Origin of the sequence: Congregibacter variabilis (assembly GCF_045689235.1) — a bacterium.
In the GTDB taxonomy this organism is placed as follows: Bacteria; Pseudomonadota; Gammaproteobacteria; order Pseudomonadales; family Halieaceae; genus Congregibacter; species Congregibacter variabilis.
Map to the genome: position 1 here is coordinate 3,617,045 of NZ_CP136864.1, position 19,966 is coordinate 3,637,010.

At 55.6% G+C, this 19,966-nt stretch carries 21 protein-coding genes; all 21 read left to right on the plus strand.

What is annotated here, in order from left to right; translation table 11 throughout:
- Positions 1–2: 2 nt before the first annotated feature.
- The gene (locus R0135_RS16240) at positions 3–1,340 is read left to right on the plus strand and encodes a sigma-54-dependent transcriptional regulator (RefSeq protein WP_407347949.1); all 1,338 of its coding nucleotides are present in this window, start codon (positions 3–5) and stop codon (positions 1,338–1,340) included.
- Positions 1,341–1,385: 45 nt separating this feature from the next.
- Positions 1,386–1,709: a flagellar hook-basal body complex protein FliE gene (gene fliE / locus R0135_RS16245; protein ID WP_407347950.1), complete on the plus strand. Its 324-nt coding sequence runs from the start codon at positions 1,386–1,388 to the stop codon at positions 1,707–1,709.
- A gap of 55 nt (positions 1,710–1,764) precedes the next feature.
- Entirely contained in the window at positions 1,765–3,474 is a 1,710-nt protein-coding gene (fliF, locus tag R0135_RS16250; RefSeq protein WP_407347951.1) for a flagellar basal-body MS-ring/collar protein FliF, read from the plus strand.
- The gene (fliG, locus tag R0135_RS16255) at positions 3,467–4,477 is read left to right on the plus strand and encodes a flagellar motor switch protein FliG (protein ID WP_407347952.1); all 1,011 of its coding nucleotides are present in this window, start codon (positions 3,467–3,469) and stop codon (positions 4,475–4,477) included. The genes fliF and fliG overlap by 8 nt, the downstream gene beginning before the upstream one ends.
- Entirely contained in the window at positions 4,470–5,129 is a 660-nt protein-coding gene (locus R0135_RS16260) for a FliH/SctL family protein (protein WP_407347953.1), read from the plus strand. The genes fliG and R0135_RS16260 overlap by 8 nt, the downstream gene beginning before the upstream one ends.
- Positions 5,130–5,132: 3 nt before the next feature.
- Positions 5,133–6,503: a FliI/YscN family ATPase gene (locus tag R0135_RS16265; protein WP_407347954.1), complete on the plus strand. Its 1,371-nt coding sequence runs from the start codon at positions 5,133–5,135 to the stop codon at positions 6,501–6,503.
- Positions 6,503–6,940, plus strand: a complete 438-nt coding sequence (gene fliJ / locus R0135_RS16270; protein ID WP_407347955.1) for a flagellar export protein FliJ — start codon at positions 6,503–6,505, stop codon at positions 6,938–6,940. The genes R0135_RS16265 and fliJ overlap by 1 nt, the downstream gene beginning before the upstream one ends.
- 59 nt (positions 6,941–6,999) lie before the next feature.
- The gene (locus tag R0135_RS16275; RefSeq protein ID WP_407347956.1) at positions 7,000–8,622 is read left to right on the plus strand and encodes a flagellar hook-length control protein FliK; all 1,623 of its coding nucleotides are present in this window, start codon (positions 7,000–7,002) and stop codon (positions 8,620–8,622) included.
- Positions 8,623–8,930: 308 nt separating this feature from the next.
- Positions 8,931–9,446 (plus strand): flagellar basal body-associated protein FliL, encoded by a 516-nt coding sequence (fliL, locus tag R0135_RS16280; RefSeq protein ID WP_407347957.1) that lies wholly within the window; start codon positions 8,931–8,933, stop codon positions 9,444–9,446.
- 13 nt (positions 9,447–9,459) lie between these two features.
- Complete coding sequence (locus R0135_RS16285; RefSeq protein ID WP_407347958.1) at positions 9,460–10,443, plus strand: flagellar motor switch protein FliM; 984 nt, start codon at positions 9,460–9,462, stop codon at positions 10,441–10,443.
- Between the two features lie 15 nt (positions 10,444–10,458).
- A complete protein-coding gene (gene fliN, locus R0135_RS16290; protein WP_407347959.1) occupies positions 10,459–10,809 on the plus strand; it encodes a flagellar motor switch protein FliN in 351 nt (116 codons plus the stop codon).
- Positions 10,806–11,252 (plus strand): flagellar biosynthetic protein FliO, encoded by a 447-nt coding sequence (gene fliO / locus R0135_RS16295; protein WP_407347960.1) that lies wholly within the window; start codon positions 10,806–10,808, stop codon positions 11,250–11,252. The genes fliN and fliO overlap by 4 nt, the downstream gene beginning before the upstream one ends.
- On the plus strand, positions 11,249–11,992 hold the full coding sequence (fliP, locus tag R0135_RS16300) for a flagellar type III secretion system pore protein FliP (RefSeq protein WP_407347961.1): 744 nt from the start codon (positions 11,249–11,251) through the stop codon (positions 11,990–11,992). Before fliO ends, fliP begins: the two co-directional genes overlap by 4 nt.
- Positions 11,993–12,001: 9 nt before the next feature.
- Positions 12,002–12,271 (plus strand): flagellar biosynthesis protein FliQ, encoded by a 270-nt coding sequence (fliQ, locus tag R0135_RS16305; protein WP_407347962.1) that lies wholly within the window; start codon positions 12,002–12,004, stop codon positions 12,269–12,271.
- A 5-nt stretch (positions 12,272–12,276) separates the two neighbouring features.
- Positions 12,277–13,047, plus strand: a complete 771-nt coding sequence (gene fliR, locus R0135_RS16310; RefSeq protein ID WP_407347963.1) for a flagellar biosynthetic protein FliR — start codon at positions 12,277–12,279, stop codon at positions 13,045–13,047.
- A gap of 15 nt (positions 13,048–13,062) precedes the next feature.
- On the plus strand, positions 13,063–14,217 hold the full coding sequence (gene flhB, locus R0135_RS16315) for a flagellar biosynthesis protein FlhB (RefSeq protein ID WP_407347964.1): 1,155 nt from the start codon (positions 13,063–13,065) through the stop codon (positions 14,215–14,217).
- Positions 14,204–16,342: a flagellar biosynthesis protein FlhA gene (gene flhA / locus R0135_RS16320; protein ID WP_407347965.1), complete on the plus strand. Its 2,139-nt coding sequence runs from the start codon at positions 14,204–14,206 to the stop codon at positions 16,340–16,342. The genes flhB and flhA overlap by 14 nt, the downstream gene beginning before the upstream one ends.
- 17 nt (positions 16,343–16,359) lie before the next feature.
- A complete protein-coding gene (flhF, locus tag R0135_RS16325) occupies positions 16,360–17,490 on the plus strand; it encodes a flagellar biosynthesis protein FlhF (protein WP_407347966.1) in 1,131 nt (376 codons plus the stop codon).
- A 119-nt stretch (positions 17,491–17,609) separates the two neighbouring features.
- Positions 17,610–18,437: a MinD/ParA family protein gene (locus R0135_RS16330; protein WP_407347967.1), complete on the plus strand. Its 828-nt coding sequence runs from the start codon at positions 17,610–17,612 to the stop codon at positions 18,435–18,437.
- Positions 18,438–18,444: 7 nt separating this feature from the next.
- Positions 18,445–19,155: an RNA polymerase sigma factor FliA gene (locus R0135_RS16335; protein WP_407347968.1), complete on the plus strand. Its 711-nt coding sequence runs from the start codon at positions 18,445–18,447 to the stop codon at positions 19,153–19,155.
- A gap of 11 nt (positions 19,156–19,166) precedes the next feature.
- On the plus strand, positions 19,167–19,964 hold the full coding sequence (locus tag R0135_RS16340; protein WP_407347969.1) for a flagellar motor protein: 798 nt from the start codon (positions 19,167–19,169) through the stop codon (positions 19,962–19,964).
- The last annotated feature ends 2 nt before the right edge of the window (positions 19,965–19,966 follow it).

The following is a 19,966-nucleotide window of genomic DNA, read 5'->3' on the forward strand; positions in this document are numbered from 1 at the left end:
CCATGAATCAGGCGACAAGAGTATTGATCGTTGAGGATGACGACACTCTCCGAGATGCCCTCTGCGACACCATAGAGTTTGGTGGTTACCGAGCCGTTGCCGCCGGGAACGGTCGCGAAGCTCTATCGCGAATGGATACAGAAAGCTTCGATATGATCATCAGTGATGTGCAGATGGACGAGATGGATGGTCACGGTTTGCTGCGAGAGGTTCGCAACCGCAAGCCCGAGATGCCCTTTGTCATGATCACCGCCCATGGGTCCGTTCGTGATGCAGTATCGGCTATGCGCGATGGTGCTACCGATTATCTCTTAAAGCCATTTGAGGCCCAGGTGCTGTTGGATATGGTTGCCCGTATGCAGCCCCCGGTAGAGGCCGGCTTGCCTATCATTGCCGAAGATCCCGCAAGTCAGCAGCTGTGTGCCCTTGCCAGGCGTCTCGCGCCCAGCGACGCCACGGTGTTGATCAGTGGTGAGTCGGGAAGCGGTAAAGAGGTGCTGGCGCGTTACATTCACGGAGAATCAAATCGTGCGGACAAGCCCTTTTTAGCGGTTAACTGCGCGGCGATCCCCGAGAACATGCTCGAATCTATGCTTTTTGGCTACGAGAAAGGAGCCTACACCGGCGCCTATCAGTCCCGCCCAGGGAAGTTTGAACAAGCCAATGGCGGTACCTTGCTGCTGGATGAGATCTCGGAGATGGATCTGGGGTTGCAGGCAAAACTCTTGCGCGTGCTGCAAGAACGTGAAGTAGAGCGCTTGGGTGGCAATAAACTGATCCCCTTGGATGTGCGCGTCATTGCTACTACCAACAGACTGCTTGAAGACGAGGTGCGCGAGGGTAATTTTCGCGAAGACCTTTACTATCGCCTGAACGTACTGCCCCTGAATGCACCCCCTTTGCGTCAGCGTCCCGGGGATATTCTGCCCCTCGCTCGATTATTTCTTGATCGTTACGCACCGCGACCGGGATCACATTTTGATACTTCCGCTGAGGCCGCTCTGCAGCAGCACCTTTGGCGAGGCAATGTGCGTGAGCTTGAGAACTGCGTGCAACGTGCTGTGATTCTCTCGCGGGGCGATGTGCTTGGTGCACAGGACTTGATTCTGACAGACCAGCTTGGATCCTCAATTGAGCCTCTTGGCCCCGTGGTGCCAGAGCGTCCCGCTCTCGAAGGTGATTTGAAGTTGCGCGAGCAGGAACTGATTTTGCAGGCACTGGATTCGACGGGAGGTAGCCGCAAGGAAACCGCGGAGCGTCTTGGCATCAGCCCCAGAACCTTACGTTACAAACTGGCCCGTCTGCGAGAGCAGGGCATTAGCTTACCTATGTCTGCCTAAGGGCAGTGTTGCTCAAGTAGAGAGTGAATACGGAGAAACCAGACAATGAGTGATATAGCGATTAATCAGGTTATTGCGCAGATGCGCAGCATGGCCTCAGCGGCGGGAAGCGGTTCCGAAGCTAGCGGTGCCGAGCAGGTCTCGGGCGCCAATTTCTCAACCCTGATGCAGGACTCCATTGAGGAGGTTAATGCCTCAATGATGCAGGCCAAAGCACTGGCAACATCTTTTGAGTCCGGCGATCCGCAGATTTCTGTGACCGAGGTTATGGTTGCGTCGCAGCGCGCAGGTCTTGAGTTTCAGGCGATGACGGAAGTGCGTAACAAGTTACTCACGGCCTACCAGGAAATAATGAGCATGCAGGTCTGAATCCTGGCTCCTTGCAAATATCTACAGATCGTTGAATAAATGAGAGCGCAGAACCATGGCTGAAGCTACCGACAACACGCTATTTTCCCGGTTTAACGGGTTTTCCCGCCAGCCGGCGACCCGCCAGCTCGCGCTGCTGATTGGTCTTGCGGCAAGTATTGCCATGGCGATGGGCTTGGTGCAGTGGGCAGTGGAGCCGAACTATAAGCCTCTCTACGGCACCATGGCGCCTGAAGACACCAATGATGTCATTGCGTCCTTGGAAGCCAATGGTGTGGATTATCGAATGGACCGACGCAGCGGCATGGTGGCAGTGCCATCCAGCGAAATTCATCGCGCTCGTTTGCTTCTTGCCGGGGATGGGTACCCCCGGGGAGAAGGTGTAGGCTTTGAAAGCTTGTATCGCGAGCAGGAAATTGGTCTTTCGAGTTTTATGGAGCAGGCTCGTTTTCATCGCGCCCTTGAGTCTGAGCTCGCCCGAACCATTGGTGCCATGGATAGCGTGCGTGGGGCTCGGGTGCATTTGGCGATGGCCAAGCAGTCGGCCTTTCTCCGTCAGCGCGAGCAGCCTGCGGCATCGGTGATGCTTAATCTCTATGCAGGACGAACTTTGAATGAGCGACAGCTTTCCGGGATTATCCACCTGGTTGCGTCCAGCGTGCCGAACCTGGATTCAGAGCAGGTGTCGGTCGTCGATCAACAGGGCAAGCTCTTGTCGGGTCAGGGCACGGATGAGGAGTTTGGTTTTACCCAGGATCAGTTTCGCTACACACGACAACTCGAGTCAGATCTTAGCGGACGTATTGTCGACATTCTTGAGCCTATCCTCGGTGCCAATGCGGTTCGTGCTCAGGTCGCAGCGGATCTTGACTTCACCCGGATAGAGCGGACTTTGGAAACCTACGCGCCGGAGACCCGGGTGCGCAGTGAACAGACCTCCGAGGAAACCTCCAATCAGCCCTATGCCGGTGGAGTGCCCGGAACTTTGTCCAATGAGCCGCCCATTGATACGACGGTTGCGCTTCAGCAGGCCGCGCCGACTGGGGGGGCTAACGTGGGAGCGAACGTCGAAGCAACAGCGCAACTCGGTGTGATTCCGCCGGCCCGAACCAGTCGTCGATCAACCATCAACTACGAAATGGATAAAACCATCAGCCATGTCCGTGAAACCCCGGGCGCGCTGCAGAAGCTGTCTATTGCGGTGGTGCTGGACTACATTGAGTCCACTGCCGACGATGGCACCACAAGTCGTGTGCCTATGCCTCAGGAGCGTATAGACGAGGTAACATCTCTGGTGCGTGAAGCGGTAGGCTTTGATGTGAATCGAGGTGACACGGTCAGCGTGATTAGTGCGTCATTTGTTGAAGTGCCGGCGATTGAAGATACCGTGATCGAAAGCTCACTTCTTGAGCAGGACTGGATTTGGCAGTTAGCCAAAGGCCTTTTGGTCTTGACCGTGTTGTTAACTCTTGTGCTTGTCGTTGTTCGGCCATTGGTGAAGTTTGCCGCTGTGCCGGTGCCCATGATGCAGTCGCCTCAGGGTCTTGCCGGTCCAGGGCAGCAGCCTATGGCGGCATTGGGGGCGGGGGGTATGACGGATGATCAGGTCACGCTTGGTGGTCAGGGGCAGATGGGTCTGCCCGGTGCTGCCGGGGCGGGTGCCGGCGGGTATGAGCAGCAATTACAAATGGCGCGATCGGTAGCAGCAGGTGAGCCGGATCGCGCTGCACAGGTAGTGAGAGGTTGGGTGTCAGACGATGGCTGAGGCAGGTTCAAAACTTAGCGGCGCACAGCGCGCAGCAATATTTTTGCTCGGCGTGGGGGAGGAGTCTGCCGCGTCGATTATGCGTCATATGGAGCCCAAGGAAGTGCAGCGTGTGGGTGAGGCGATGGCTACGCTTTCGGGTGTCTCCGATGATCAGCTGACCGAAGTGCTTGGAGAGTTCAATACAAAAGCAGGCTCGATCAATCCTCTGGGCCTTGGGGCATCGGATTTTGCGCAGCGGGTCATGATCCAGGCTCTCGGTGAAGAAAAAGCGCGGAGCATGCTGTCCAAGGTAATGCCGGGCAAGGCCAAGACGCGAGGTATCGAAGCGCTCAAGTGGATGGATGCTGGCAGTGTGGCGGACATCATTGTCGAAGAGCATCCGCAGATTATGGCCATTGTATTGGCGTCTCTGGAGGAAGAGCAGGCAGCGGAAGTGCTGGGCGAGTTGCCGCAGGAGATGCGCTCGGACCTGGTGTTGCGAATTGCCAAACTCGAAATGATTGACCCTGCTGCAATGGAGGAGCTCGACAAAGTACTCGAGAAGCAGCTTGGGCGCGCCTCCAAAACGCCGCCGAGGGTTGTGAACGGCATGACCAGTGCTGCCGCCATTATGAACAATGTGAATGCTGACCTTGAGGCTTCGGTGATGGATGCCTTGCGAGAAAGCGATGCAGAGACCACCGATAAGATCGCCGAACTAATGTTTGTGTTTGATGACCTTCTGGCGCTCGATGATCGTGGTATGCAGCGTCTTATTCGTGAGATATCAGTGGACACTCTGGTGGTCGCACTCAAGGGTGTGGACGATGAGTTACAGGAGAAGTTTTTTGGCAATATGTCCTCGCGCGCTGCTGACATGCTCCGGGAGGATCTGGACGCTAAGGGGCCGATGAAGCTAGCGGAAGTCGAAGCCGCGCAGAAAGATATTCTGGGTACGGCCAAGCAGCTGGCGGATGAAGGAGAGCTCATGATAGGCAAGGGTGGTGACGATTTTGTCTGATCCGATCGAAGCCGATACCAGCTGGTCGCCATCAGTGCTTGGCGCTCTTTCTCAGCGTGGTACAGCCGCTCAAGCCGTCGCGGACCAAAGCCTGGACGTGGAAGCGCAAAAACAGCGAGCTTACGACGCAGCTTACGCTGAGGGCCTTGCCGCCGGGCGCGCTCAGGCCGAAAGTATCGTGGCCGAAATGGGGTCTTTACTGGAGGCGATGTCAGCGCCTTTTGAGGACACTGATGCCGTTTTATTGCGAGAGCTGCTGGCGGTAACAGAGCAGGTCGCCCGAGCGGTTGTTCGCCGGGAGTTAGAAGCAGGTATAGACATCGAGCGGGTGTTGGCCGATGCGCTTGCTGCTCTGGGGTCGGTTTCCACTACCGTGCAGTTGACCTTAAATCCCATGGATGCCTCTGTGTGCAGAGACTTGGGTCTTGTGGCCAGTGAGCGTTTTGAAGTGTTGGAGAATTCCGGCTTGCAGCGCGGAGGATTACAGTTACGTGCCGGCCACAGTTTTGTCGATGCCTCTGTGGAGTCGCGCATCGAAGCGTCCTTGTCAGCGCTGCGGGCGAACGCGGGCATACCTGAAGACGATTCTGAGCAGATTCATGAAGAAGTTGTTGCTGGTGATGAACCCGGCAATCCGTCCGGGGATGCCTGAGCGATGCAGTCGGCGCAGCGCCACGGTGAGGCGCAGACGCAGCGACTAGCTTTGCGTTTGCGTGATCTTGCGTCCCGCGTTCAAGCGCCTGATTTGCTCCGTGAGGGGCGACTCATGCGTATGGTGGGTATGAAGCTTGAGGCTGAGGGTTGCGACGGCGCTATTGGTGAGCGCTGCCGGGTGATCAGCGGTAATACGCTGGTTGATACCGAGATTGTGGGGTTTGCCGATGGTAGGCTGGTGCTCATGCCCGAGGGGGACGTATCTGGTCTTCAACTCGGCGCGCGTGTGCAGCCTCTGGGCGAAAGAGCTTCGGTGGCCGTGGATGAGCAATTATTCGGCAGGGTTATCGACGGCGCTGGCAAATTTCTCGACGGTGGGCCCGCACCGCACTGTAGCCATAGTGTTGCCCTGCGTGCCAAGGCTTTAAATCCTCTGGAGAGGCGTCCTATTCGCGAGCCGCTGGATGTGGGGGTTCGTGCGATTAACGGATTTCTGACCATGGGTAAGGGGCAGCGACTGGGCCTGTTTGCCGGCAGTGGCGTGGGTAAAAGCACTTTACTGGGAATGATGACTCGCCATACCGAGGCAGATGTCATTGTGGTGGGCTTGGTGGGCGAGCGCGGTCGTGAGGTGCGAGAGTTCATCGAGGATATTCTGGGGCCCGAGGGTTTGGCTCGGGCAATCGTCGTGGCGACTCCTGCGGACTACCCACCGTTAATGCGTGTGCATGGTGCCTGGCGGGCAACCGCGATTGCAGAGCACTTTAGAGATCAGGGTCGCGATGTACTGTTGCTCATGGATTCTCTCACGCGTTTTGCTCAGGCACAGCGTGAGATTGGTCTTGCAGTGGGCGAGCCTCCAGTCTCTAAAGGATATCCTCCATCAGTGTTTTCCTTGCTCCCTAATCTGGTTGAGAGGGCGGGTAATGGCCCCAAAGGGTCTATTACCGCCGTGTATACGGTGCTGGTGGAGGGCGATGATCACAATGACCCTATCGCTGACGCGGCCCGGGCAATACTTGATGGACATATTGTGCTGTCGCGTCAGGTGGCGGATTCGGGTTTGTTCCCGGCCATCGATCTTGAGGCATCGGTCAGTCGCGCTATGCCCGGCATTGCCGACGAAAGTCAGCAGGAGCTTGCTCGAGCACTCAAAGAGTTATACTCGGTCTATCGTCAAAATCGGGATTTAATATCCATTGGTGCTTACGAGCACGGAAGCGATCCTAAGATCGATCAGGCTTTGCGTGCCCATGAGCCGCTGCGCCAGCTTGTACGTCAGCCCCAGCATCAAAAGGTGGGCATGGAGCAAAGCGTGAGTGATCTCCTTAATATGGCGCGCCAACTTACTAATACGCCCCCGGGTAACTGATGGAACTGGATAAATTGGACAAGGTCGCCATGCTCGCGCGCTCACAGGAGAGTCGCGCGGCGGGTAGCTTTCAGCGAAGTCAGCAAGCGCTTGATCAGTCCGCTGCGCGTCTGTCGCAGCTCGAGCAATTTAAACAAGAGTACGAAACACGCCTGCAGGCCATGGCGAGTTCGGGGATGGACGCTCGACAGCTGGCTGACTACCGACTTTTTTTGCGCAACCTCAACGATGCAATTAGTGTTCAGGATCAGGATTTCAGTCGCAGCGAGACTGAGCTCGAGTCCAGCCGCGAAGCGCTGGTGGATCGCAGCTTGCGTCGTTCCAGTGTTGACGAGTTGATTAATCGTGGTCGCTTGAACCTCTTGAAAGATGATGACAAGCGCGAACAGCAGCACAGTGACGAAATGAGTCTGCAGCGTTATGAGTCTGGCAGCTGATCTGGCACAGCGCTTGCTGTAGGTAAGTCAGTAGCGAATCTGGATCTAAAGAGACCGTCATGGCAGACCTTGTAAATTCACCATTGCTGAGCGTTGTACCTGCAGAGCCTGCGGCGACAAAAGCCGCTAAAGTTGGCAATTCTGCAGCCAAAAGTGGTGAAAACGATGATTTCTCGCGTGTTTTAGATGGGCAGCGTGCAAGCGATGCCGGGTCTCAGCGCAGTGCAGATAAATCGTCCTCTGCCACCGATACGGCCGGCAAAGCATTGCCGCCACAAGGGAACGAAGCTGCCGATCAGGCAGGCAATGGGTCCACCCTGGCTGCCGACGATAATGCGCCGCTGGCGAAGGACGATAGCAGTGCTGAAGCTGGCAACGTAAGCCCTCGTAAATCTCCTAACACGCTTGTTGGCGATGAGCCGGCCAATGCAGCCGCTGGTGCTGGCCAGTTTTCTGCCTCGTTTGATGACTCCCTCGCTTTGGGATCGCGCGCATTCCCCGGTGCTGCTGCGGATGTGACGGCTCAGCCAGAATTCCCGCCGGTCAGCGTGAATTCGGCAGTCGGGAAGTCGGTTGAGGCATTGACGCTCAACACTGTTGCGGAGTCCAACACCGCTGCGCCTGCCAATTTAGCATCGAATAAGGATGCGCCATCCACTCAAGCGAGTGCCGTTGCGCAGGCTGTGGCAGTCGGAGCATCGTCAGCCACCAAAAATGTGCTCGACGTTACTCGCAGCGATAAACCCTCGAATTCTGGCCTTGCTGCGGGGGCCGCGCTGGGTGCTTCCGCTGTTAACTCAGGCGGAGCGCCAAACGCTGCATCAAACCCAACGGCCTCTTTGGCCGTCGCCAGCGCTGCAGATGACGCTAATTTAGTTGCAGCACGGGTCGCGTCACCGTCGGCTATGAAGGATAGCGATGCACTGCTGACATCCCCGGTAGTTGGAGATGCATTGTCTAAAGGCCGCAGCGCTTCTGCAGGGGAGCGTGGGTCTTCGCTGCCGCTTGATTCTCAAACGCTCAATCGAAGCACTGCGGATTGGCTGCGATCAGGTATGGGTTCACAAGCTGTGGGGCAGCGTGGCCTGACTGATATGCCAGTTGATAACAACGCCGAGCTTACTCGTGGTCTTGGGACAGCTCAGCGTGCGGACGGGCCTGCGCCCGCAGCGTCTGCGGTAGCAGGTTTGACGCCAGCATCGAGTGCGGCGAGCACCGCTGTCCCTTCGGCTAGCGTGTCAACGAGTGCGATGCCCCAATACTCTCTTTCTCGTGCTCCCGATGATGTTGAGTTTTCCTCAGAGCTTACCGCACGCATGAAGACCCTGGTACGTGATGGTGTGCGTGAGGCACGGCTGCAACTGCACCCGGCAGAGCTTGGTCGCCTGCAGGTGACCGTAACTACCGAGGGTGATCAGACGAAAGTCGCTTTCACGGCTGAGACTGCCGCTGCCCGCGATGCGATTGAGCAATCGATGCCTCGGCTGCGTGAGATGTTGGAGCAAAGCGGGCTGCAATTGGCACAATCAGATGTGGGTCAACGTGATCTGCAGGGTAACGGTGAGCGTGGCTCGGATGGGCAGTTCGCCGAGCAGCAGGGCGCGTCCGAGGCGACTGATGTCGACTCCCCGGTACTTGTGACATCGACGTCCGGGAATGGGCGAATCGATACCTATATCTAGCCGGAATCTACTCCTGACAGGTGTCTAGAACAACTGTCCAGGACCGCTGTGTTCCAGAATCGTTTTCTCCGGAGACTATTCGTTCTACCATCCCTTCTCTTGCGACAGTGAAAGGGTGCGCCAATGCGCTCGTTTACTGACGCCTGAGCGCTGTCAATGCGTCAATAAACTGTCGATAGGCACCGCTGTAATTCTATAACTCATTGTATTTATTGTGGATATTTCCACTGGTATGGCAATTGCTGAGTTCTCTGCGTGTATTCGTGCGCGGCGGACTTTGGGTTAGCCGATGACACGGGAGAGAACGAATGGCCGACAAAGACAACTTGAATTTAGGTGGTGACGCTCCGCAAGCCGAAGAAAAGTCTGGCGGCAAGGGAAAGCTGATCATCATCATCGTGGCCGTAGTGGTTCTCCTGGGCGGCGGCGCAGGCGCGTTTCTGTTTCTCTCAGGTGGCGATGAAGCTGAGGGACGGGATGCGGTTGCAGAGGTGGTAGAAGAGGCACCCAAGATTCCGCTGTATCTGGACGTGGAAAAGTTGTTGGTGAACCTGGAGCACGGCGGCCGTACGCGTTATGTGCAGGCCGAAATGCAGTTGATGTCCTACAAGCAAGAGGCCATCGACCAGGCGGCAAGAGACATGCCCGCCATCAGAGATGGATTAATTACATTGTTTAGTCGCCAGGATTTTGCGGCGCTGAAAACAGTAGAGGGTAAAGACGCATTACGTGCGGATGCCCTCAAGGCGGTAAATCAGGCTCTGGGGCTTACTCCCCCGGATGCGATTGAAAAGATTTACTTTGAGAACTTTGTCTTGCAATGATCATGGAGCGGGAATGGCCAGTGATGACGTCCTGACGGAAGGTGAGATCGATGCGCTCATGGAAAGCGTTGACGATGGCACCTCGGCGGCTGATGCCGCTGACGATGGCCAGTTCCGCCGTTTTGACTTTGCCGCGCGGGAGCAGTCGCTGCTGCGCGAGTTCACCGCGCTTGGACCGCTCATCGAGCGCCAGGCGGAGATGCTGGGTGAGGCGTTAGAGTCCGGTTTTTCTATTGAGTTTACGGTTCTTGCAGAAACTCCCGAGTTACTCAGCGTTGCCGATGCAGTAGCTTCGCTGGATCGCAGTGTTGCCGTTACCACCTCCAGCTTGTCGCCACTTATCGGACCGGTGTTTGCTATAGCGCCGGCCGGGCTGCTTTCCTTTGTCGTTAACGCTTATTTCGGTGGAGACAGTCGCTCTGCCTCCGAATCAACGCGCAGTAATTTAACCCCTACGGAACTTCGCCTCGCGGAACGCATCGCTGATTTTCAGTTCGGCAGTATTAGCCAGGCCTGGGCCGACAAGCTGTCTCTGGAAGCGGGTGAGCTGGCGACTTTAGGTGTGCCGGATCGTCTCGAAATGCTGCCGTCGTCCGATCTGCTTTTGCGCGTCGCTTTTTCGCTCAGTGCAGGTGAATTCTCGAGTCAGATTAGTTTGATGCTGCCTTTTGCTGCTTTGGTGCCTTACCGAGAGCGCTTTTTGCCTCCGCGTAAGAAAGATGAGGTATCTGACGGCCAGACCTGGGAGCCATTCTTTCGACGAGAGCTTCCGAGCATTGAATTGGAAATTGCCGGCGTCTTGGCGACGCAATCAATTGCTCTGGCAGATCTGCTGCAGTTGCAGCCTGGCGCAGTGATACCACTGCAGCCGCCAGAGCAGGTGAGTCTGAATATTGACAACGTGACGCTCGCAGAAGGGCGCTACGGAAGTTTTGACGGTGTTAAGGCCGTGCAGCTCCACCGACTGGCCAGCCTGCTTCTTCCACCGGCGAATTAGGGCAAGGAGAACCCCATGAGTGACGAACAAACTACCGAAGCTGTTGCCGCACAACCACCCGAGGAGTTGCAGAGTGCTGCGGCTCCTGCAGTGAGCGCCGGAGGCAAGATCGACCTGGATTTGCTCATGGATGTGCAGGTCACACTGTCTGTAGAGATAGGCCGTACCAAGCTGCCCATTAAAGACTTACTGGCTCTTAATCAGGGGTCTATCGTCAGTCTTGATCGTGGCGTGAAAGAGCCCCTGGACCTGATGGTCAATGGCACACTCATCGCTCGAGGTGAGGTTGTGGAGTCCTCGGGGCAGTTCGGACTGCGGCTCGTTGATGTTGTGAGCCCCTCGGAGCGCCTCAAAAAACTCAAATGATAAAAGTGATTTCACAGTTGCTAGCTCTGCTTCCCCTGTCTCTGGCCTCAGTAGCACGAGCTCAGGAGACTGTGAGCGATGCGACGGTAAGCGCAGCACCGGAGCTGTTTAGCGCAAGTTATCTTTTTCAGGTGCTGGGGTCTTTGGTACTGGTATTTGTGTGTCTTTTTGCCGTTGTTTATTTTCTCAAGCGCTTTAATGGTACAGGTGTTGGTTCAGGATCAGCGTTACGTGTCCTGGGCAGCGCCAACGTCGGACAGCGAGAGAAAGTTGTCCTTATGGAAGTCGGTGGAGAGCAGCTTCTCATTGGTGTCGCACCGGGATCGGTACGCAAGATACACGTGCTTGCCGAACCCGTAATTGAGGGTGATAGTTCGGCAACAGCCTCGCCGGATTTTGCGGCAGTGCTTCGCGCGGCGAATCCCTTGGGCAGCAAGTCATGATGCGTTTACTGTCGCTTCTGCCACTGCTGCTGATAGCTGTCCCGGAGGCTGCGTTGGCGCAGACGGGTATTCCTCTGGTCTCAGTGCAGCCCAGCGCAGCCGGCGGCAGCGATTACTCCATGAGCATCCAGATACTGCTGCTTATGACGCTGCTGACCTTGATCCCCGCAGCGCTGATTACCATGACCTCCTTTACGCGGATTCTGATCGTTCTGGCAATTCTGCGTCAGGCTCTGGGTACAGCTCAGACGCCTTCCAATCAAATTATTCTCGGCCTGTCTCTGTTCCTGAGTCTTTTCATTATGGCGCCGGTGTTTGAGGTTGCCTGGACGACCGCGCTAGAGCCGTACATGAACGAGGCTATGGGTTTTACCGAAGCTTTGGATGCGGCAAAGATACCGTTTCGCGAATTCATGTTTGGTCAGACCCGCGAAACCGATCTTTTATTGTTTGCAGAACTGGGTGGCTATGCCGCGTTCAATACCCCTGACGATGTGCCGATGGTTGTGCTGCTTCCTTCGTTTCTTACCAGTGAACTGAAGACTGCATTTCAAATTGGCTTTTTGATGTTTGTGCCTTTTTTGATCATCGATCTGGTGGTGGCAGCGGTGCTGATGTCCATGGGTATGATGATGCTGTCGCCCATGCTGATCTCACTGCCGTTTAAGCTCATGTTGTTCGTGCTCATTGATGGCTGGTCGCTTGTCGCCGCCACGCTTGTTACCAGTTTTACGGTGTAGGCGCAGACGATGGGTCCGGAAACAGTACTCGCCATTGGAAAGGATGCACTGTGGCTCGCAGTTCTTCTGGCCGGTCCGTTGTTGTTGTCCGCTCTTGCGGTGGGTTTGCTCATTGGCATCTTTCAGGCAGCGACCCAGATTCAGGAAATGACTCTGAGCTTTATTCCCAAGCTGCTGGCGCTTGTTGTGGCGCTGCTTGTGGCGGGGCCATGGATGATTCAGGTGGTGGTTAGCTTTTCCCGACGCCTGTTTTTGGAAATCCCGTCCCTTCTGGGATGAATCCTATGGTGTTTACGCCTGACGAACTCATCCTGTTGTTTCATACTTATTTATGGCCGTTTTTGCGTCTGTCCGCGATGCTTTTGGCCGCGCCTATTTTTAGCTACTCCTCGATTTCAGTGAGAGTTCGGGTACTGCTGGCGGTATTGGTATCAGCACTTGTTGCACCGCTATTACCTGTGACCCCGGTGGTGGAGCCTCTGTCTGCGCTTGGTCTGGTGCTGGCTTTGCGGGAAGTGGCGATTGGTCTGGTGATGGGTTTTGTCATGCAGTTGGTCTTTGCCGCTGTGGTGGTTGCCGGGCATAGCGTGGCCATGAGTATGGGCCTGGGTTTTGCCATGGCTGTAGATCCACAGAATGGCGTACAGGTGCCGGTGGTGAGTCAGCTCAATGTCGTATTGGCTACCTTGCTGTTCCTGGCAATTGATGGGCATCTCATGTTGATTACCGCAGTGGTAGACAGTTTTGCCTTGATTCCTGTGGGCAGCGGCTTTAGCCCTGAAGGCATGTTCTCAAATGTTGTAGCGCTGGGAACACAGCTATTTGCCAGTGCCCTACTACTGGCCCTACCGGCGCTCACGGCAATCCTGATGATCAATGTTGCTTTTGGCGTGATTACCCGTGCTGCACCGCAATTGAATATTTTTGCCGTGGGTTTCCCAGTCACAATTATTGCCGGATTTGTATTCATGCTTCTGGCGCTCCCTATGTTCATTTCCACCTTGCAGCGTTTTCTCAGCCTTGGGCTAGAGCAAACCTTGCTGGTGCTGGGCTGATAGGGAGGCGCGGTCGTGGCAGAAGAACAAACGGGTCAGGAACGCACGGAGCAGCCGACGGAGCGCCGCAAGGAAGAGGCGCGACGCAAAGGCCAGGTGCCCCGGTCCCGAGAACTTAACACCATGCTTTCTTTGCTGATTACCGGTGTGGGGCTTTGGGTGCTCGGTGCTGGCATGGTGGACGACCTGTTGGCAATCACGAGTTCAGGCTTCAGTGTGGATCGTGCGGCTGCATTTGATACCGAGCAGCTACCGGTGCATTTCATGCACATGGCTATATCAGCTCTGCTGGCTCTAGCTCCGCTTTTTGCCGTCACTGTTGTCGCCGCGCTCGCGGGCCCCTTATTGATGGGCGGCTGGTCATTTAGCGTTGAAGCCATGGCTTTTAAGTTAGAGAAGCTTGATCCGGTAAAAGGCCTTGGGCGCGTGTTTTCCCTAAAGGGATTGCTTGAATTGGCAAAGGCATTGCTCAAGTTTCTCCTGCTCATGGGCGTAGCGTATTTGATGATTATGTCCTTTGAACGTCAGATTCTCACCTTGAGCGCTTTGACTCCCGGGGAAGCCAGCGTTCGCGTTGTGACCATGCTTGTTACAGCGCTCATCGTTTTGAGTTCCGCCATGGTGCTCATCGTGATGTTCGATGTGCCTTTCGAGTTGTGGAATTTCAACAAGCAATTGCGCATGACCCGTCAGGAAGTACGGGACGAAATGAAAGAGACCGATGGTCGTCCAGAGGTGAAGCAGCGTATTCGCAACCTGCAAAGAGAAGTGTCTCAGCGTCGAATGATGCAAGACGTGCCCACGGCTGACGTGGTGATCACCAACCCCACCCACTATTCCATTGCGCTGTCTTACTCCGATGGCAGCGGAGCACCGAAGGTTGTGGCCAAAGGTCGCGATTTGATGGCCCTGCAGATACGTACCATTGCAAATGAACATGACGTACCGCTTTACGAGGCGCCCCCGCTTGCACGTGCACTTTATGCAAGCACTGAGGTCGGCGACGAAATACCCGGCGACTTGTATCTGGCGGTAGCACGTGTTCTCGCCTACCTATTTCAACTGCGTCGATCGCGGCCCACAGATTATGTGCCGCGCCCTGCAGACCTTGATGTACCGGACAACTATCAACATCTGATGGATGAGGAGCCAAGTGATGGCGACGACTAACACTGCACCGGGTGCCGCGGCTGGCCCAATGGGCCTGCTGTCAGGTATTGGAACGCCCTTGGTGATGATGCTGTTGCTGGCAATGATTGTATTGCCACTGCCTCCGGTGATGCTCGATATCCTGTTCACCTTTAACATTGCATTGGCAATCATCGTGCTGCTGGCCGCAGTCTACGCAGGGCGGCCGCTGGAATTTGCCGTGTTTCCTACGGTTCTTCTGATATCAACGTTGCTGCGACTCGGACTCAACGTAGCGTCTACTCGGGTGGTGTTGCTGGAAGGTCACACCGGGACAGCTGCAGCGGGAAGCGTGATCGAGTCATTTGGTGAGTTCGTTGTGGGCGGCAGCTACGCCGTGGGTCTTGTGCTGTTTACCATCCTGGTCGTGATCAACTTTGTCGTGGTCACAAAAGGTGCCGGTCGAATTTCGGAAGTCACCGCACGCTTTACCCTGGATGCTATGCCGGGCAAGCAAATGGCGATTGACGCCGATTTGAATGCGGGATTGATTACTCAGGATGAGGCCCTGCGCCGACGCGAAGAAGTGGGCAGTGAGGCGGATTTTTATGGTGCTATGGATGGTGCCAGCAAGTTTGTGCGCGGTGATGCAGTGGCCGGCATTCTGATCTTGTTCATTAACATTCTCGGCGGTTTTGCTATCGGTACGCTGCAACATGATCTCTCTGCCAGTCAGGCGGCAGAAAACTACATCCTGCTGACCATTGGTGATGGCCTGGTTGCGCAGATCCCCTCGATGCTTCTCTCTACCGCCGCGGCAATCATTGTTACCCGTATGTCGGGTACCGCGGACATGGGCGCCGAAGTGGTTTCACAGCTAACGGATAATCCGCGGATTTTGTTTGTGGCGGCGTCGATTGTCGGCATTATTGGTTTGGTTCCGGGTATGCCTAACACGGTCTTTCTGGGGATTGCCGGAGTACTAGGCGTGATTGGTTATCTGAGGGCTCAGCCGTCGCCGGAGGACACCCTGGAGCCCGAGGTTGTTGATACTCCAAGACCGACAGAGGCTAAAGAACTCAGTTGGGATGATGTGGCTCAAGTTGATGAGATAGGCCTGGAAGTGGGTTATCGACTGATTTCACTGGTGGATCGAAATCAGGGTGGAGATCTTTTGAGTCGCATTAAAGGCGTGCGCAAGAAGCTCTCCCAGGAGTTGGGCTTTCTGGTGCACTCCGTACACATCCGCGACAACCTTGATCTGTCTCCCAACAATTACCGCATCAGCCTTCACGATGTGATCGCCGGTGAGGGAGAGGTGTTTCCCGGCAGAGAACTGGCGATCAATCCCGGACAGGTATTTGGAGAGCTCGAGGGTGTGGTCACCAAAGACCCCACTTTTGGCCTGGATGCCGTGTGGATTGACGCCTCTCAGCGTGATGACGCTCAAACCATGGGTTATACGGTAGTCGACAGCAGCACGGTTATCGCCACGCACTTAAGTCAGATCCTCAAAAACCAGGCTCATGAACTCATTGGACAGGACGGGGTGCAGCAACTACTGGATAAGCTTGCCAAGACCTCGCCCAAACTTGTGGAGAGCCTGGTGCCGGGTCTGATGAGCCTCTCGGAGTTGACTCGGGTCGTGCACAACCTGTTGGAGGAGGGCATTCCCGTGCGCGATATGCGAACTATCGCTGAATCGCTCGCGGACCATGGGGGTAAGGGTCAGGATTCTGACGCTTTGACCGCCAAGGTTCGGGTCGCTCTGGGCCCGGCAATCTTCCAGACCGTCAATGGTACGACGCGGGAAATGCCCGTTATGGTGCTTGATTCGCAACTGGAACAGATCTTGCTGTCTTCTGTACAGGGCTCCCCTGGTGGTTTGGAGCCGTCGTTGATGGATGCTGTTATTCAGCAGGTTATTCAGGCCTCGGGCAAGCTCGAAGCTGATGGCCACAATCCGGTACTGCTGGTCGCCAGCAATATTCGCTTGTTCTTATCGCGATTGTTGAAAGGGCGGATGAGTAATTTTTACATCCTTGCCTATGAGGAAATACCGCCCAGCAAATCGATACGAGTTGTTGCGACTATAGGCAGTAACCCGGGTGCTAGCGCCAGTAACACTGCTGACGCAGCTCCCGGTAATGCAACGGCAGCGGCTTAAGAAGGAGGTAGAAGCTGATGAGAATTGAACGTTATACGGGGCGAGACAGCCGCAGCGCCATGGCGCAGGTGCGTGCCGAGCTTGGTTCGGATGCTCTGATACTCGCCAATAAACGAGTCGGCGGGCAGATAGAAATTACTGCTGCAATTGATGTTGATCACGTGGTGAAATCGGCTGTGCCCGCTAGGGCTGTCAGCCCCCCGCGGGGACGGCGCGTAGCCAGTGTCGATACGCCGACTAATGAGATTCAGCTCAAAGCACTGGAGAAAGAGCTCGAGCGTCTTCGAGGGATCCTCGATAAAGAATTGGGTGGACGTACTTGGCAGGAGGCTGCCGTTACTCGCGGCCCCCAGTCAGCATTGCGACAGAGACTTCTCCGAATGGGCTTGTCGCGGGTTTTGACCGGTGAGTTGCTCGATAGTCTCCCAAGCGTTGAAGCACTGGATAAGGGCTGGCGACTGACGCAGCTGGCTTTGGCCGAGCGTCTCCAGGCTAAAAAAATTGATCAGATACCGGGCAATATTACCGCGGTATATGGAGGTACGGGTGTCGGGAAAACGAGCACCGTTGCCCGTTTGGCTGGATGTGATATTCAGCGCCTTGGGCCGGAGATGGTGGGCCTAATTACTCTGGACAACTACCGGATCGGTGCTCAGGAGCAGTTGGCGAGTTTTGCAGATGCACTGGGTATCCCCTTGTTTACCGCAAATGACCGTCAAAGCCTGTCCTTTGCCTTGCGTAAGATGCAGGGGCGGAAAATCTATATTGATACCGCGGGCATGAGTCAGCATGACGTTCGTCTCCGTGAGCAGTATTCTCTGATTCGTGACTTACGCAAGCCCGTGCGACACTTGTTGGTCCTGGCGGCATCGGCGCAGCCATCGCAGTGCCGGGCACTTGCAGCGAACTTTGCTCCCCGAGCGCTCAGCGGTGCTATTATTTCGAAAGTCGATGAAGCTCAAAGTCTTGGCGGTGTTCTGGATGTCGTTATTAGCGCGAATCTGCCCGTGCTTGGATTCAGCGATGGCCAACGGATACCCGAAGATCTTTGCGAGGCCGATGGCGTAAAGCTCGTGCGTCGCGCGGTGCAACTCGCCGAGGCAGGGAGTACTTCGACGGCAGGCAGACCTCTGCGGTCGGTGGTTTAGCGACCCTCCCCGCAGCACGGAGCGAGTACTTAATAGTCGCAGCACATATGGCGGCGACGGGCAGTAGGCGATGCAGTGCAACAAACATTGGGGCAGGAAGCAGTGATGGGCAGAGAGCAGTGACGGCAGGTGCAGCCCCGGTAAATGTGATTGCTGTGACCAGTGGCAAAGGCGGCGTTGGCAAAACTAACGTGGCCGTGAATCTTGCCGTGAGTCTTGCTGAAAGTGGTCAGCAGGTGCTGCTCTTCGATGCGGATCTTGGCCTTGCGAATGTTGATATCGCGCTTGGCCTCAAGCCGCGTTTTGACATCCAGCATGTGATTAGTGGCGAGCGTAGTCTGGAGGAGATTCTCATCCCCGGGCCGGCGGGGATCCATGTGATTCCTGCGTCTTCGGGTGTTGCTCGAATGGCTGCTTTGTCACAAACAGAGCAGGCAGGTTTGGTACGGGCCTTTAGTGAGTTAGCTATTCCTGTAGATACCTTGATCGTGGATACGGGAGCCGGTATCGATAACACGGTGTTGACTTTTACTGCGGCCTGCCAGGAGCTGATTGTCGTGGTCTGCGATGAGCCCACTTCACTGACCGATGGCTATGCATTGGTCAAAGTGCTCAACCAGCATTGCAACATCAAACGCTTTCAGGTGCTGGCCAACATGGTCGACAACGAGCTTGAGGGTCGTCAGCTTTTTGAAAAACTCTGTAAAGTCACTGACCGTTTTTTGGATGTGCACCTGGGTTACCTCGGAGCTATCCCACGAGACGATTACCTGAGGCGGGCGGTGCGCGCCCAGCGTCCGGTGGTCTCAGAGTTTCCTCGCTCGGAGTCAGCCAAAGCATTGCGTGCGATGACCCAGAGAGTGCAGGCGCTGCCGAGAAGCCCGTCGGAGGGCGGATTGGGGTTCTTTGTTGAACGACTTATCGAATATCGCAGCGGCAGCCGCTGAGATAAATATGAATCAGCTTTCGGCCTACTCAGAGTCGGTGGTGTCCAGCGCTGATGAACTGGTGCGCGAGTTTTTGCCGCTGGTAAAAAAAATCGGATTACGTCTTGCTGCCAAGTTGCCCGCCGAAATCGAACTAGACGATCTTATGCAGGTGGGACTCATTGGCCTGCTTAAGGCCCGCGAGAGTTACGATGCCTCTCAGGGCGCCAGTTTCTCTACCTACGCAGGTATTCGAATTAAAGGCGCCATGCTTGATGAAGTGCGAGCTCATGATTGGCTTCCACGCTCTGTGCAATCACAGCTTCGACAGGTTTCCGAGGCTATAGAGCGGATAGATGCACGCCTCGGTCGGCCGGCCCAGGATGCCGATATCGCAGTCGAGCTCGATATGCCCTTGCATGAGTACCAGCAGCTTTCCGGGCAGCTAGCCTGTGCGCGAATGACCCATATTGAGGATAGTGTTGAAGCTGAAACTGCGGTATTGAATACGCAGACGCCTCTGGAAGAAGTAGGCGAGGAAGGCTTTAGGGACGCATTGGCAGAATCTGTAACGCAGCTCCCCGAAAAAGAGCGCTTGATGATGTCCTTGTACTATGCCGAGGACCTTAACTTGAAAGAAATAGGCGCGGTGCTGGGGGTGTCTGAGTCCCGGGTATCGCAATTGCACGGCCAAGCGTTGGCGCGATTACGCGTGACGCTTGCACACTGGCGCGGATAGGGGGCCAGAACGTGGCGAAAAAACCGGCTAAATCAGCCAAACAGAATAGCAGGCCCACAGCAGTCAGTTTTGACTTTTTGACTCTCCTTGGCGTCACCATGGCTGTGGGTGCGATTCTTGGTGGCAATTGGCTGGAAGGCGGCCATATTTCTGCACTCATACAGCTAACGGCCTTTGTTATCGTTCTGGGCGGTACATTGGGCGCGGTGCTCATTCAAACTCCACTGCGTGACTTTCGTGAGGCGCTGCGTCGCTTCCCCTGGGTTTTTCTGCCACCGTCCTACGATCGACCAGCGATGCTGGCCAGGACTATTGAGTGGAGTCGTATGGCTCGCCGCGATGGGCTTCTGGGCCTGGAGCAGCTCGTAGCAAAACAGGCTGACCCGCTTACGCAAAAAGGCCTGCAGTTGCTCGTAGATGGCTTGGAGCCAGAGGTGATTCGTACGGTCATGGATGTAGAGATCGATAATGCCCTGGCCAAGGATGCACGTGCAGCCAAGGTCTATGACGCCATGGGTGGGTATTCCCCGACCATCGGCATCATCGGTGCGGTGCTGGGGCTTATCGACGTTATGAATAATCTCTCGGACCCCGCCCAGTTGGGAGCCGGTATCGCCGTGGCGTTTGTCGCGACGATCTATGGTGTGGGTTTTGCGAATCTATTCTATCTGCCCATTGCTAATAAGCTTCGAGCCGTGTCCGGTGATCAGATGCAATACCACGAGATGCTCGTTGACGGTATAGCGATGATTGCCGATGGGGATAACCCTCAGGCGATACAGAGCAAGCTCGAAGGATATCTCGATTAAAC